At 44.0% G+C, this 14,748-nt stretch carries 16 protein-coding genes; 11 read left to right on the plus strand and 5 right to left on the minus strand.

The window, feature by feature from the left end; genetic code table 11:
• On the minus strand, positions 1–102 hold a 102-nt coding region (locus IM509_RS00935; protein ID WP_420372283.1), incomplete at its 3' end, for an IS1/IS1595 family N-terminal zinc-binding domain-containing protein.
• Here IM509_RS00935 and IM509_RS00940 point away from each other — a divergent pair.
• Positions 97–672: a hypothetical protein gene (locus IM509_RS00940; protein ID WP_185237912.1), complete on the plus strand. Its 576-nt coding sequence runs from the start codon at positions 97–99 to the stop codon at positions 670–672. The genes IM509_RS00935 and IM509_RS00940 overlap by 6 nt on opposite strands.
• A gap of 25 nt (positions 673–697) precedes the next feature.
• Here IM509_RS00940 and IM509_RS00945 read toward each other — a convergent pair whose 3' ends face one another.
• Entirely contained in the window at positions 698–1,063 is a 366-nt protein-coding gene (locus IM509_RS00945; RefSeq protein WP_185237911.1) for a hypothetical protein, read from the minus strand.
• Positions 1,064–1,403: 340 nt separating this feature from the next.
• Between IM509_RS00945 and IM509_RS00950 the strand changes: the two genes are divergently transcribed.
• The 4 genes from IM509_RS00950 to IM509_RS00965 all read left to right on the plus strand — a co-directional run bounded on the left by IM509_RS00950 (position 1,404) and on the right by IM509_RS00965 (position 5,471).
• Entirely contained in the window at positions 1,404–1,655 is a 252-nt protein-coding gene (locus tag IM509_RS00950) for a DUF2283 domain-containing protein (protein WP_072924165.1), read from the plus strand.
• A gap of 66 nt (positions 1,656–1,721) precedes the next feature.
• A complete protein-coding gene (locus tag IM509_RS00955; protein ID WP_080600713.1) occupies positions 1,722–1,946 on the plus strand; it encodes an AbrB/MazE/SpoVT family DNA-binding domain-containing protein in 225 nt (74 codons plus the stop codon).
• Positions 1,947–1,950: 4 nt separating this feature from the next.
• Complete coding sequence (locus IM509_RS00960) at positions 1,951–2,166, plus strand: type II toxin-antitoxin system death-on-curing family toxin (protein ID WP_260441285.1); 216 nt, start codon at positions 1,951–1,953, stop codon at positions 2,164–2,166.
• Between the two features lie 170 nt (positions 2,167–2,336).
• Positions 2,337–5,471: a CHAT domain-containing protein gene (locus tag IM509_RS00965; RefSeq protein ID WP_185237460.1), complete on the plus strand. Its 3,135-nt coding sequence runs from the start codon at positions 2,337–2,339 to the stop codon at positions 5,469–5,471.
• 382 nt (positions 5,472–5,853) lie between these two features.
• Here IM509_RS00965 and mnmG read toward each other — a convergent pair whose 3' ends face one another.
• Complete coding sequence (gene mnmG / locus IM509_RS00970) at positions 5,854–7,761, minus strand: tRNA uridine-5-carboxymethylaminomethyl(34) synthesis enzyme MnmG (protein WP_072924161.1); 1,908 nt, start codon at positions 7,759–7,761, stop codon at positions 5,854–5,856.
• 232 nt (positions 7,762–7,993) lie between these two features.
• Here mnmG and IM509_RS00975 point away from each other — a divergent pair, with 232 nt between their 5' ends.
• The gene (locus tag IM509_RS00975; RefSeq protein WP_052275426.1) at positions 7,994–9,421 is read left to right on the plus strand and encodes a cytochrome ubiquinol oxidase subunit I; all 1,428 of its coding nucleotides are present in this window, start codon (positions 7,994–7,996) and stop codon (positions 9,419–9,421) included.
• Positions 9,422–9,429: 8 nt separating this feature from the next.
• The gene (cydB, locus tag IM509_RS00980; RefSeq protein ID WP_002753098.1) at positions 9,430–10,443 is read left to right on the plus strand and encodes a cytochrome d ubiquinol oxidase subunit II; all 1,014 of its coding nucleotides are present in this window, start codon (positions 9,430–9,432) and stop codon (positions 10,441–10,443) included.
• A gap of 301 nt (positions 10,444–10,744) precedes the next feature.
• On the opposite strand, the gene IM509_RS00985 is transcribed toward cydB, so the two are convergent.
• Positions 10,745–11,239: a phosphoribosyltransferase gene (locus IM509_RS00985; protein ID WP_072924186.1), complete on the minus strand. Its 495-nt coding sequence runs from the start codon at positions 11,237–11,239 to the stop codon at positions 10,745–10,747.
• Positions 11,240–11,261: 22 nt separating this feature from the next.
• The gene (locus IM509_RS00990; protein WP_002771307.1) at positions 11,262–11,495 is read right to left on the minus strand and encodes a hypothetical protein; all 234 of its coding nucleotides are present in this window, start codon (positions 11,493–11,495) and stop codon (positions 11,262–11,264) included.
• 80 nt (positions 11,496–11,575) lie between these two features.
• Here IM509_RS00990 and IM509_RS00995 point away from each other — a divergent pair, with 80 nt between their 5' ends.
• The 4 genes from IM509_RS00995 to IM509_RS01010 all read left to right on the plus strand — a co-directional run bounded on the left by IM509_RS00995 (position 11,576) and on the right by IM509_RS01010 (position 14,500).
• Entirely contained in the window at positions 11,576–12,265 is a 690-nt protein-coding gene (locus IM509_RS00995; RefSeq protein WP_052275428.1) for a lecithin retinol acyltransferase family protein, read from the plus strand.
• Between the two features lie 90 nt (positions 12,266–12,355).
• Entirely contained in the window at positions 12,356–12,592 is a 237-nt protein-coding gene (locus IM509_RS01000; RefSeq protein WP_016514875.1) for a hypothetical protein, read from the plus strand.
• A gap of 82 nt (positions 12,593–12,674) precedes the next feature.
• Complete coding sequence (locus tag IM509_RS01005) at positions 12,675–13,838, plus strand: GuaB3 family IMP dehydrogenase-related protein (protein ID WP_072927607.1); 1,164 nt, start codon at positions 12,675–12,677, stop codon at positions 13,836–13,838.
• A gap of 320 nt (positions 13,839–14,158) precedes the next feature.
• A complete protein-coding gene (locus tag IM509_RS01010; RefSeq protein ID WP_002771313.1) occupies positions 14,159–14,500 on the plus strand; it encodes a DUF760 domain-containing protein in 342 nt (113 codons plus the stop codon).
• Positions 14,501–14,748 lie beyond the last annotated feature (248 nt).

The raw sequence follows: 14,748 nt of genomic DNA on the forward strand, positions 1-14,748 counted from the left end.
AATAAATTGACGGCCACAGGTTACACAAATATGATTTTGTTTACCTTGTTTATTGATGCCATTTTTACGGATATGGGTAGATTTACATTCAGGGCATTGCATTTTGATTTCCTCCATTCATATCTCTATTATGCAACGCCGAAAAAACTCTACCCAATAATAACCGCAACTAGCCTAGTTTTTATCGCCTCTCTTGCTGGCTATCATCTACCAGCCACCGGCGATCGATCTCCCGTAATCCCCGTATTCATACCGGATAATACAAAAGTATCTTTAAAAAATGGCACTTCTCTATCTGGGAGATTAATCAAGTTCGATTCTCCAACAAAAACGATCGCTTTAGGGAGAGATTCAAAAACAAAAGAAGTGGCGATGAAAGAGATCAAACAGATAGAGTTTCAAGGGAAGGTTATTATCAAAAGTGGAACGCTTGTTATTCGTGGGGAAGAGAAATCAAGCAATCCAAAAGAGAATAGAAAACGCTGGCAGGAACCCCTACAGAATTTCAAAATTGTTGATGTTAATGAAGGAAAAGCGGAAGTAACTTTAACCTCGCTGAAGCCCTTAGAATTGCGAGGAATCGAAGCCGTGGCGGTCAATAGTTCCTACGTTGTGGAGGAAATTAAGTTCAACCCCTCGGACAAAATTGAGATTCAAGTAAACCCCCATTAAAATTTACAAAAGAGAGGTCTATTTTTTAGGCAATCAAGGAAGACTTTAAATAGGAAAATTGGCTGATGTATTGTTCGATTATTTTTGGTGATAGTGGATCGTTTAAGGTCGGGTTAGCGAGGTCAAAGATGATGTCATTGATGAGATTTTCCTCATCTGTTTTATAGGCGATATCTTCTCTGCATTCGATGGCATCGGCCCAGTTTTCTAGGTCGGTGGCAGATAGAGCGTTATTGAGATAGCGATCGAGAATATCGATCAGATGCTCTTTTTTTAGGGTGATAATTGCTTCGCTACTGTCCCAAGGAAAGGTTTTTAGGATAGGGAGGATAGTTGATAAGGGTTGGTCAAAGTTGACTAGGGCGTTGAGGTATTCTTGTTTAGTTTTCATGGGTAAGTAGGTGGGTGAAATTGAATTGAAAATGGATTTTAGGTTCGATCCCCCCTGCCCCCCTTGATAAGGGGGGTGCCGATAGGCGGGGGGATCCCCCTTGATAAGGGGGGTGCCGATAGGCGGGGGGATCCCCCTTGATAAGGGGGGTGCCGATCCCCCCTGCCCCCCTTGATAAGGGGGGTGCCGGTCCCCCATGCTCCCCTTGATAAGGGGGGTTTGATCCCCCCTTAGTCCCCCCTTGATAAGGGGGGTTTCTGATAATTTTTAACGCCTACCTACTTAGTAATTATAATCTTTTGGTAACTGTCCATTTTGAACGCCGATTAAAGGGGAAACTATGAAAATAAACTATGATCGAGCCGCTAATGCCGCTTATATTCGTCGTTTTGAGGGAAAGGTTATTGATTCTGAGGAAGTAGCGCTGGGGATTATCTATGATTACGATGAGACGGATAGGATTGTAGGGATTGAGATTTTAGGAGTCAAACAGAGAACGGCCGAACGATTCAAAAATATTGATTTTCCGTTGGAAGAGAGTGAAAAACAAGAGATTAGACAATGGTTCGGAAAGTTAATACTAAATTGTTAAGTGATGTGAGAAATTCAGGAAATATGGGAGGTGCTATAATTGATATATTTACTCAGTCAAAAAACGATGATTAAGTTAAAAGTCACAACGGTAGGGAACTCTATGGGGGTGATTTTCCCGAAAGAGTTGGTGGAGAAGCTGCGCCTTAGTAAAGGCGATATGCTCTACCTTTTGGAAACGCCGAATGGCTTTGAGCTTACACCCTACGACCCCGAATTTGTCCAGCAAATGGAAGTGGCGGAGGAAGTGATGCGCGAAGACTGGAATGTTTTGAGAAAGCTGGCAACTTAGGCTCATGAACCAGCTAATCTGGATAGCTGATGGGGTAGCTCTCGCGATTCATCACCGCCAAATAGCCGAGCATGGTGGATTAGAGGGTATTCGAGATGAGGGGTTGCTAGAAAGCGCACTTTCCCGACCGCAAAATTTTCTGGCTTATTCTGAGTCGCCTCCTGACATGGCTTCTTTGGCAGCAGCCTACGCTTACCCAGGGAACAGCAAGAAATGTTAATCGAGTCAGGGGAGAATATCAGGAATTGAGAGCTTGTTCCTGTGGTTATGATTGCCGCATCATTTTCTATTTAGAACGAGACGAAAAAACTCAAACAGATAGGATAGTTTTGATTAACATTGGAACTCATGATGAGGTGTATTAACTAATAACTGATAGCGGAAATAACTATGAATCCCAAATTTTACGCCTTACTTACTCTTTCTCTAGTGGCTACCGTCACCCTACCAGTTGTTAACGGGAAACTCTCCTCTCTCGTCCCTGCGGTAATAGCGCAAAATACGGATGCGAGGAAAGCAGAAGCGGATCAACTTTTGCAATTATGTCGCCAGAATCTTGATAATAATCAAGTAAAATTGGCGATTCAATCCTGTCAACAGGCGGTGATAGCCTACCGGCAAATTAAAGACCTTTCAGGAGAAGCTAAATCTACCGCTAATTTAGGCAATGCCTATGTTAACGACGGTCAATACCGTCAAGCTATTTCTGTTTTAGAAAATGCGGTTAAAATAGCACAAGAGTCAAAAGAACGTCGTGTAGAAGCCCTCGCCTTTTTATATCTCGGTGGGGCTTACTATGAGTTAGGAGAATTTAAGGAGAGCATAGAATTTTTTCAGCAGACTTTAACCATCGCAAAAGAAATTAAGGATGCTGATTTAGAAAAAAGTGCTGAAAAACTTTTAGTATTAATGGAAGCAGAAAAACAGCGAAAAGAAGCGGATAAGCTTTTCGAGCAAGGCGCTCAACAATATAAAATAAGTCAGTTTCGAGAAGCCTTGCAATCGTGGGAAAAAGCCTTACAAATTTATCAAGAAATCAAAAATCGCCAAGGAGAAGCGGCTTCTTTAGACAATTTAGGAAGTGCTTATCTTTCCCTCGGACAATATCAAAAAGCGATCGATCTCCACGAAAAGTCTTTAGTCATTAACAGGGAGATAGTTAATCGCCAAGGGGAAGCCAATTCTTTAAACAATTTAGGAAACGCTTACCAATCGCGTGGAGAGTATCAAACAGCGATCGATTACCATCAGCAGTCTTTAAACATCAGGAGGGAGATTAAAGATCGACAGGGGGAAGCGGCCTCTTTAAACAATTTAGGAAACGCTTACCAATCGCGTGGAGAGTATCAAAAAGCGATCAATTACCATCAGCAGTCTTTAGACATCACGAGGGAGTTAGATGATCGTTCTGGGGAAGCCAGTTCTTTAAACAATTTAGGAGTTGATTACCACTTACTAGGACAGTACCAAAAAGCTATCAATTACCACCAGCAGTCTTTAGAAATCGCTGAGAAAATCGGCGATCTAAAAGTGCAAGCCGATTCTTTAGGCAATTCAGGAAACGTTTACCAATCCCTCGGACAGTATCAAAAAGCGATCGATGACCACCAGAAGTCTTTAGAAATCGCTGAGAAAATCGGCGATCGAGGAAGTAAAGCCAAATCTTTAAACAATTTAGGAAATGCTTACGAATCCCTCAGAGAGTACCAAAAGGCGATCGAGTTCCATGAAAAGTGTTTAGCCATTGCGAGGGAGATAGATGATCGCCAAGGGGAAGGGGTTTCTTTAAACAATTTAGGAGTTGCTCACTACTTCCTCGGAGAGTACGAAAAAGCGATCGATTACCACCGGGAGTCTTTAGCCATGGCGAGGGATATAGGCGATCTAAAAGGGGAAGCCGATTCTTTAGGCAATTTAGGAAGTGCTTATCTTTCCCTCGGACAATATCAGAAAGCGATCGATTACCATCAAGAGAATCGAGCCATAGCGAGGAAAATCGGCGATCTAAAAGGGGAAGCTAATTCTTTAAATAATTTAGGAGTTGCTTATCAAAAGATAAATCAACCCGCAGAAGCGATCAAGAATTTGGAAGAGTCCCTCAACATTATCCTCAAGATACGGGGAGATATTTCGAGGGAAAATATTGCAGGTCAAAATCGAAAATCGTTTTTAGCCTCTAACGAAAGAACCGTTATCACCCTCGCCGAAGTCCTAATCCAACAAAACCAACCCGAAAAAGCTTTTGAATGGCTTAACCTCGCCACTACTGCCGATCTTGCCGATTACAATCGCCTGATTAATGCCAAAGTTGCTGATCCCGATGCACAAAAAGCACTTGATAACTGGAACGCCGACAATCAACAACTCGAAGGAATGCGCCGACAACTACAGGATAAATACTCCCAAGAACTGGCACAACAGATCCGACAATTCGAGGAGAAAGTGTATAAAAATGCGGAAACTATCGGACAGAAATATCCAGAAATTGCTGAACTTTTTGAAACTAAACCCACCGACATCGCCCAACTTCAGAAAAATATCGCTCCTGATACCCTCGTTATTCAACCCGTTCCCCTCCGCGATAAAGTCGCCCTATTTCTCGTTACTAGAGAAAAATTAATCGTTATTCAAAGTGATACAAAACGCGATGATTTTAATCAACTTGTCAGTCAATACCACAACCAATTAGCCGACTATAAAAATGCCGACTACCTCGTTACAGGTAGTAAATTATACGAGATTTTAATCCGTCCCATCGAGTCCCAAATTGCCACCAGTTCCCCGAAAAATATCGCTATTATCGCCACCGAACAACTGCGCTATATTCCCTTTGAAACTCTCTACGATAAGAAAAATGACCAAGTTCTCCTAGAAAAATATCCGATTTATTATTTAACTCGCATCTCCACATCTACTCCTCCCGCGACCGAAAGAAAACCCTTACAAGGTCTAGCATTTGCTAACCCTAAACCCACCCAAGAAGAACTTAAAGGCACAGAAATAGAAGCAGAAACTATCAGCAAACTCTTTCCGGGAAGTGAAAAATATCTCGGGACAAACGCAACCTTAGATATATTCAAAAAACAAGCCTTTCGCTTCTCGATTTTACACTTAGGAACTCATGGATGCTTTAATCTTGCTGGCTGTCCTAATTTGGATATGCAAGCTAATACTATTCTTTTCGCCAATAATCAACAATATAACATCGCCGATGCTGCATTATTAGGCTTAAAAAATACCGAATTAATCACTCTTAGTGCTTGTCAAACCGCCAAAGAAGCCAACGCAGACGGCCAGGAAATTTCAGGACTTGCTTACGTCTTAGAAAGAGCCGGTGCTAAATCAGTAATTGCCAGTCTTTGGAGTGCTGAAGATAATACCAGTGCGGAAATTATGACCCAATTTTATCAAAATCTCAAGAATGGTATGACTAAAAGTGAAGCCATGCGACAGGCCAAACTGAGTCAAATTAAAAGCCATCCTTATTTTTGGTCGCCCTTTATTTTGATTGGGGCTGCTAATTAAGTAGGTAGGCACAATTATTTGTAGGATGGGTTAGCGGTAGCGTAACCCATGCGGGCGTTGGGTTTCATGCTTCAACCCAACCTACGTTCATTTTATATTTAATTCCACCCACCCACTTAGGGTTTGCTGAAAAAGTACGGGCGAAGCATTCGGATAGAAAATCTACGGTTTCACCGATAGGTTATTGCCCGAATGCTTCGCCCCTACAGGAGGCGGGCCGATGAAGACGCAAGGTTTTGAAGCATGATTCTCTCAAAATCTTGCACCTGTTTCGCGAGAAAAGCCACAAAACCCTTACCTTGCCTACATTTCACATTTATTCAGCAAACCCTAATTAAGCAGCCGATGATAACTCTCGATCGCTGATAATTAGGATTATTTCCTAACTTTTAACTGCCGACATCTGCCGCATTTCTAAATACACTAATAAAGCGTTAATATCGGCGGGATTGACTCCGCCAATTCGCGAGGCTTGGCCGATGGTGGCGGGTTTAATTTTTGTTAATTTTTCCCTGGATTCCATTGACAAAGTTTCAATTTTCATGTAGTCAATATCGGGGGATAAATGACGGTTACTGTGGCGACTAATTTGGTCAATTTGATTTTGTTGTCGCTTCAAATAACCGGAATATTTAATCTCAATTTCTACCCCTTCTCTTTCGGCTAAATTTAAATCAGGATTACCTAAACCATAGCGATCAAGATCGAGATAATGCAAGCTAGGACGACGCAGTAAATCCGCTAAAGAGAGAGAACCTTTGATTTTTTGTTCCGTATCCTTAACGATGGCGATTGCTACCTCATCCCGTTCTTTAATTCTCGTTTCGTGTAGGCGTTCTTTTTCGGCGATAATATTAGCTTGTTTGCTCTGGAATAATTGCCAACGCCGGTCATCAATTAAGCCAATTTCTCGCCCTAAAGGTGTTAATCTTTGATCGGCATTATCCGATCGCAATACTAAGCGATATTCAGAACGACTGGTTAACATTCGATAGGGTTCCCGCAGATCCTTAGTACACAAATCATCGACCAAAGTTCCTAGATAACTTTCCTCCCGGGGAAAAACAATTAACTCTTTTCCTAAAGCAAACCGTGCCGCATTAATCCCCGCCACCAGTCCCTGGGCTGCCGCTTCTTCATAACCGGTTGTGCCGTTAATTTGTCCCGCACAAAATAACCCCTCAATCTTCTTCGTCATCAGGGTTGGATAACACTGAGTTGCTGGTAAATAATCGTATTCCACTGCATAGGCAGCCCGCAACATCACACAGTTTTCTAAACCGGGTAAAGTCCGCAGCATTGCTAATTGAACATTTTCCGGCAGTCCCGTTGAAAAGCCTTGGATATAAAGTTCGGGAATATCGCGCCCTTCCGGTTCAATAAAAATTTGATGACTTTCTTTATCGGCAAAACGGACGATTTTATCCTCAATACTAGGACAATAACGCGGTCCTTTGGAGTCAATAAAACCGCCATAAATGGGGGATAAATGTAAATTATCTCTGATTAATTGATGAGTTGCCGCCGTGGTGCGGGTGAGATGACAGTTCATTTGTTCCCGTTCGATCCACACCTCCGGATCAAAACTAAACCAACGCACCTCGTCATCGGGCGGTTGCGGTTCCATGCGGGAGTAATCCACCGAACGCTTATCCACACGGGCAGGAGTGCCAGTTTTTAGGCGACCGGTCTCGAATCCGAGACGATTTAGGGTTTCTGTTAAACCCACCGCCGCAAATTCGCCCGCCCGTCCGGCGGCCATAGACTTGCCGCCGATCCAGATTTTGCCGCCTAAAAAAGTGCCAGTGGTTAAAATGACGGCTTTAGCGGCGAAACAAGTGCCGAAATAGGTTTCTACTCCTAAAACTTGCTCATTTGCCCCTAAAATCAGGTCTGTGGCCATGGCTTCCCGAATAACCAGATTTGCCTGGGTTTCGACGATACCTTTCATCACCGCCGCGTATTCCCGTTTATCGGTTTGGGCCCGTAGGGCCCAGACTGCCGGTCCGCGAGAGGCATTAAGAACCCGTTTTTGCAGATAGGTGCGGTCGGCCATTTTGCCAATTTCGCCGCCTAAAGCGTCCACTTCGTGGGTTAATTGGGATTTAGCCGGACCACCGACGGCGGGGTTACAGGGTTGCCAAGCGATTTTATCGAGATTAAGAGTGAGGAGAAGGGTACGACAACCGAGACGGGCGCAAGCTAGGGCCGCTTCACAGCCGGAATGGCCCGCCCCGACGACGATGACATCAAATTCATCTTGAAAGTCTGCGGCTGAGGAGAAAGTCATACTCGATCGAGGGGAAAATTAATTAATCAGGCTAATATTCTAGCAATTTTTCTGAGTTTTCCTCCCAATATAATACAAGAATACTAACTAAGTCATTGACTAACACCAAAGCGATCGCATAAATCTAAAAACAATCTATATAATTCCTATTTAACCTTGCCTTTTCAGGGCATTACTGGCTAAGTATTATAGGTGCTTATGATATCTTCACGATCGTTTAAAGATTATAATCATGGATTTACTTGCCAATCCCGTTGCTTTGTCGCGGATACAATTCGCCATCACCGCTATTTTCCATATGCTTTGGCCGGTGTTAACCACTGGTATGGGCATTTATCTAGTCATTGTCGAAGGATTATGGCTAAAAACTCGCAATCCTGACTACTATCATCACGCTCGCTTCTGGTCAAAACTCTACATTCTCAATTTCGGCATTGGAGTTGCTTCTGGTTTACCGATGGCTTTTCAGTTTGGCATGAATTGGGCGCCTTTTTCGGAAGCAGTGGGGGACTTTTTCGGAACTATCCTCGGTTTCGAGGGAACCATGGCCTTTATGCTAGAGGCTAGTTTTCTAGGAATTATGTTGTTTGGTTGGGGACGAGTTCCCCCTTTAATTCACTTCCTAGCGACAATTCTCGTCGCTTTCGGGGCTAATCTTTCCACTTTCTGGATTTTAACCGCTAATTCTTGGCTGCAAACCCCCGCCGGTGGCATCTTCGTGGATGGTAAATTTATCGTTCAGGATTACCTACAAGCGATTCTCAATCCCTTCATGGTTAATAGTTTCCTGCATATGTTTTTCGCTACTCTGGAAACTTCTCTTTTCGTCATTGGTGGGATTAGTGCTTGGTATTTGCTCAATAAACGTCACATTAGCTTTTTTAGTCGTTCTCTCAAAATTATTCTTACTCTAGCGATTGTTATCGCCCCCTTGCAAATTTTTGTCGGTCATCTTAGTGCCGAACAAGTGTATCACTATCAACCGGCTAAATTAGCCGCCATGGAAGCGCAATGGGAAACCATTCCTGCGGGAGAAACTGCCGGTTGGAGTTTGGTTGCTTTACCCAAGGATAAAGCGGAGACAAATAGCTGGGAAGTGAAGATTCCTAATGCTTTGGGTTATCTTTTGGAATTAAAACCCAAGTTATCGGAACCTGTTCTGGGCTTAAAAACGTGGAAATACGAAGACAGACCGCACATGGTGGGGCTAATCTATTATTCCTTCCGGATTATGGTCGCTATCGGTCTTTTTCTCGCGTCTTTAATGGCTGTAACTGTCGGGCAATGGCTGCGCGGTCAATTATCTAACGAAAAAATCGACAGTCAAAAATGGTTACTACGCGCTTGGGTTTTTGCGGCCCCTCTGGGTTATCTTGCGGTTGAAACCGGTTGGATTGTCCGTTGTGTCGGTCGTCAACCCTGGACGGTTTACAATCAAATCCGGACGGTGGATGCTGCTTCTAAACTGCCCGCAGGCGAGATTTTAACCTCTTTAATCGGAATTACGGCGATTTATGTCGTTTTCTTGGTTTCTGCTCTCTATTTCGGTAGTCTTATTATCCGTCAGGGACCCAATCTTAACTTACCACTGCCGGGGACTCAACAGGAAACAGTGACCTCACAGGAAGCGAATCCCCGTTCCCTAGAAGCGCAACAATAGGAGGAACTATGGAACCGTTACAGTATTTTTTGCCACAAATTTGGTTTTTTATTCTGGGTTTATTCCTGTTTCTCTACGTCCTCCTCGATGGTTTTGACTTGGGGGTAGGAATTCTTTCCCTGACTTCCTCCTCCGAGAAGCGTCGCAGTATTTTAATGACCAGTTTGGGCAATGTTTGGGATGCTAACGAAACTTGGATTGTCTTGATGGGTGGTTCCCTGTTTGGGGCGTTTCCCCTAGCTTACGGGACAATTTTAAACGCTTTATACCTGCCAGCAGTGATTATGGTAGTGGGGCTGTTATTTCGGGCTGTTTCCTTCGAGTTTCGTGAACATTCTCGTCGCAAGTTGTTCTGGAATTATGCCTTCGGACTCGGCAGTTTTTTGGCCGCTTTGGGGCAAGGATTCGCCCTCGGTGCGGTTTTTGAGGGCATTAAAGTGGATGAATTGGGTCATTTTGCCGGCGGTCCCTTTGATTGGTTAACATGGCGATCGATTCTAGTTTCTTTAACTTTAATCCAAGCTTATGTTTTAGTGGGTTCCACTTACCTAATTCTGAAAACTACGGGTAATTTACAGGAAGTTCACTATAAAACGGCAAAAATTGCCGCTATTACCACTTTTATCGGTGCTGTCTTTATCACCATCAGTACGCCGCTGCTTTCTGACCATATCCGTCAGCGTTTATTTGACCCTCGACTAATTTACATCTTTATCCTCATCCCGATTTTAGCTGTGGTCTTACTGGGTTTATTACTGCGGAGTTTGCAACTAAAGGAAGAAAACACTCCGATGGTGTGGACAGTATTGCTGTTTATGCTCTCTTTTATCGGTTTGGGATTGTTGATTTTCCCCGATATTATTCCCCCGTCCGTGACAATTTATCAAGCGGCAGCCGCTCCCAGTTCTTTGGTGTTTATGCTGACTTTTGTGGGTTTTTTAATCCCAATTTTACTAGCCTATACAGTTTATAATTACATCGTTTTTCGGGGTAAAATTACTGCTGAATCCTACGGAGAATAGATGAGGTTGCCGATTTCAGACATGAATCTTCTTTGGTGGTATTTTTAAAGGGAAACTCTCGGCTAAAATCGGGCTTTACTTTCGATTTTATCATTCAATCCAAGCTTTTGGGGGGTAGAACCCCCCGCGCATTATTTCTTCAGTGGGATGCTTACAGGCAGTTGTTGATACATTTGTAATGATTTAAGAGTCAATAATAATTGCTGATTGTCGGTATTTATGCAAATGACAGATTTCAGACATGAATCTTCTTTTGTGGTATTTTTAAAGGGAGACTCTCTAAGCTGATGCTAAACTGTATTTACTCTAGGAGATCTTTGGGTGTAATTAATTCGTAACGCTCGAAGGGTTGATGAATCCAAGGATTATCGGGGTAATATTCCACATAATAGTCAGGTTTGATTCTTGATGCCGCTTTGTACCAGATCACCGCAGTTTTGATATTGGTAATCCCGTATTTTTCCCGTAACAAAATCGAGGTTTTTTGGAGGGTGATTCCCGAATCGACTAAATCATCCACTAATAACAAGGGACTCTTTAATGTGGCTTCGATCATGGCTAAGTTCGAGGAAATAGTTAATTCTCCCCGAATTTGATGATTTTGCCCCCCGTAGGAAGCAGCGTAGAGAATAGCTAGGGGTTGACGAAAAAGACGACAGAGAATGTCACCGACGCGCAATCCTCCCTTAGCTAAACAGACAATCTGAGCAAATTGCCAACCAGAATGATCGATTTTTACTGCTAATTTTTCGATCAGACGATGGTATTCATCCCAAGAAACATAGACATCGGCCATATTTTCCATTCCCGATTCAGAATTACTTATTTTCGGCAGGTCGATCACTACTCCAGGCCCACCAAACTCGATCGCATTGACAATGATAGAATTCCTGCCATTTACGACGAGAATCTTCTCCTAAAACGGGAGCGCGGCGATTGATCCAAACGGCCTGAGCTTCTTTAGCTTTTGCCCCACAGTAAGGACAACAAAAATTGTAGGCGTGAACAGCATTCTCTGTCCAGTCAGGGGGAAAGGGACTAAAAGCATCCATAATCTCTAAAATATAAGAGTAATAACTAGAAAAACTGGGTCAATAGACAATCTCCTTGTTTACTTTATCACTAAAAAAATATGGCTAAAGGGGATCAAATATACGCTTATCGGGAATTGCTCAATCTTCAGGGTGTTTATGCTCATCATGGCATCGATTGCGGTGATGGTAGCGTCATTCATTACCGAAAACCGAGCGAGATTGTCGAACGAACTTCCCTAGAAACTTTTGCTAGGGGCGGTAAAATCTATGTGGTGCGCTATGTAGAGGTGGGATTTTCCTTTATCCCCGATGTGGTGGTAGAAAGGGCGCTAAGTCGTCTGGGGGAGCAGAAATATAATCTTCTTTTTAACAACTGCGAACATTTTGCCACTTGGTGTAAAACCGGTATTAGCAAAAGTCAACAGATAGAAGAATTTATCCCGATTATTACCCATTTACAAGCGGTGGGACTCTACGAACCTCTGAAAAAATCTCTCATCGGAGCCGACCCCAACAATGCCCAAACCCTGTTAACAGGGGCTTTAAGCAATCTTAAGGTCAGTTGGGATGAAATTCAACCCCAGTACAAAAAAGCCCTTCAAGAAGCAGAAACATGGAATCGAGTAGCGATCGAAGCTTTAAGCAAAAATCGCGATGATTTAGCCCGGGAAGCCCTGAAACGCAAGGTAGAAGCCAAAAAACAGGCAAAACGCCATCAGGAACAATTGGATCAAATAGCGGCCATGACCGAAAATGTTCTTAAAAGTCTGGTGATTGCTAACGGTTAGTCTGGATGTCAGTAAACTGTTCAGTATCTAAACCTCTGCCAATTGCCTCGGTTGATTCCCCTCCACATCAGGTAATTTTAGTCGCTCGCCATGGAAATCTGGATTATTTTACGTTTTTCAATCGCCGCTGCCATTATCGCTTTAGTTTGCTGGTCTTTAACCAGTGCCGTGCGCGATAGTTGGCAAGTTGCCCGACGGATGCACTCCATCCCTTGCTCCCACTGCCGCTACTTTACCAACGATTATCGCCTCAAATGTAGTGTACAACCCAGGAGCGCCAACACCGAACAAGCGATCGACTGTGGCGATTATTTTCCTGATGCCTAGTCTGCCATAATACCGAAAAGCTTTTCGAGATGGTGCGAAATTTGCTAGTCTAGGCTAAATAGGTCTGAAATAGTATAGAAAAGTGGATACAATTATTGGTCGGGGCAAAACAGCCCGTAGAGCTTACGGTATCGATGAAATCGCACTTGTACCCGGAGTGCGAACCCTCGATCCTAGTTTAGCCGATACCCGTTGGTCTCTCGGCAATATCGAGCGGGAAATCCCGATTATCGCCAGCGCTATGGATGGGGTGGTGGATACTAAAATGGCCGTCCTTCTCTCCGAGTTGGGGGCGCTAGGGGTACTAAACCTCGAAGGTATTCAAACTCGTTACGAGGATCCTAACCCGATTCTCGATCGCATTGCGGCGGTCGGCAAAGCAGAATTCGTCGGTTTAATGCAGGAACTCTACGCAGAACCGATTAAACCGCAACTAATCGAGCTTCGTATCCAAGAAATTCAAGAAAAAGGCGGTATTGCGGCAGTTAGCCTCACCCCTGCCGGTGCCGTCAAATATGGTGCTATTGTTGCCCAAGCAGCAGCCGATATTCTCTTTGTCCAAGCAACGGTTGTTTCCACTGCCCATTTATCCCCGGAAGCTATCACCCCCCTCGATTTAGTGCAACTGTGCCAAGAAATGCCCCTTCCCGTGGTTTTGGGCAATTGCGTCACCTATGAAGTCGCCCTTAACCTGATGAAAACCGGGGCAGCCGGGGTTTTAGTCGGTATCGGTCCGGGGGCTGCCTGTACTTCTCGCGGCGTTTTAGGGGTGGGAGTTCCCCAGGCCACTGCTGTGGCCGATTGTGCCGCCGCTAGGGACGATTTTTTCCAAGAAACCGGTCAATACGTCCCCGTTATTGCCGATGGCGGCATTATTACCGGCGGTGATATCTGCAAATGTATTGCCTGTGGCGCTGATGCGGTGATGATTGGTTCTCCCATTGCCCGCTCCTTGGAGGCACCGGGCCGCGGTTTTCACTGGGGTATGGCCACACCTAGTCCAGTTCTACCCCGGGGAACCCGGATTAGTGTGGGCAGTACGGGAACTATTGCCGAAATCCTCGTTGGACCGGCAAAATTAGATGATGGTACTCATAACCTCTTGGGGGCGCTGAAAACCAGTATGGGAACTTTGGGTGCTAAGAACTTAAAGGAAATGCAACAGGTGGAAGTGGTGATTGCCCCCTCGCTGCTGACGGAGGGTAAAGTCTATCAAAAGGCCCAGCATTTAGGTATGGGTAAATAAAAGTTATCGGTGAACAGTGATCGGTTATCTGCTTCTCGGAGCAGTTTTTGATTTTTGCCAGAGATGGATTTTCTGCCTGGGATTACCATCACCTTCAGGTTCGGTTCTACCGACCCCCACTATCTCAAAAAACTGTTAAATTGGAAGGGAGCGTCTCATTTATGCAAGCGAGTAATTATACTTGTCCCTAAAACTGGTTTCTAGCAAGGCTTTCAAAATAGCTTGACATAAAACCTGATTTAGGGGTTACAAAGGTGAAATGCTCCCAATTGGAAGAACCAAAAGGATAATTTAAAAAAATTGAGTTAAGGAGATCAAAGGTGTATAGAGAAAACGATCGCCCTCACAATTTATTCGGTACCGATAGTGAATTTTCCGAGAGTTTGTGGCAGTATGTCCAGACCTTAAGTCCAGAAACAATCGCCCAACTCTCGAAACCGGAGTCCCAAGAGGTTTTCCAAGTGATGGAACGCAACATTATCGGACTTTTGGGCAACCTTCCTTCGGAACATTTCGGGGTCACTATCAGTACCAGTCGCGAACATCTGGGCCGGTTATTGGCCTCAGCAATGATGAGTGGTTACTTTCTCCGCAATGCTGAACAGAGAATGAATTTTGAAAAATCCCTCGCTACTCTCCAGAGCGGTTCTAGCGATGTTTAAGGTTTAGCGGTAGTTAGGTTAGTTGGAAAGGGAAAAATAAGCAATCGGCAATCAGCTATCAGTTGTCCATTTTTAGTTGTCTTTTATTGCATTAGTTAGCCATATAACTGGCTCTTCGGTTTGTGTTATGCAATGGACGGGGGTTATAAGGGATGGAACCCTTATAGAGAAAGGCATTTAGCGATTTTTGTCAATTGTTTTTGCTCTAGAGCGAACTAATCAATTAAGTCTCTTGCCAGATAAGGATT

Source organism: Microcystis sp. M31BS1 (genome assembly GCF_020245285.1).
Lineage (GTDB): Bacteria > Cyanobacteriota > Cyanobacteriia > Cyanobacteriales > Microcystaceae > Microcystis > Microcystis panniformis.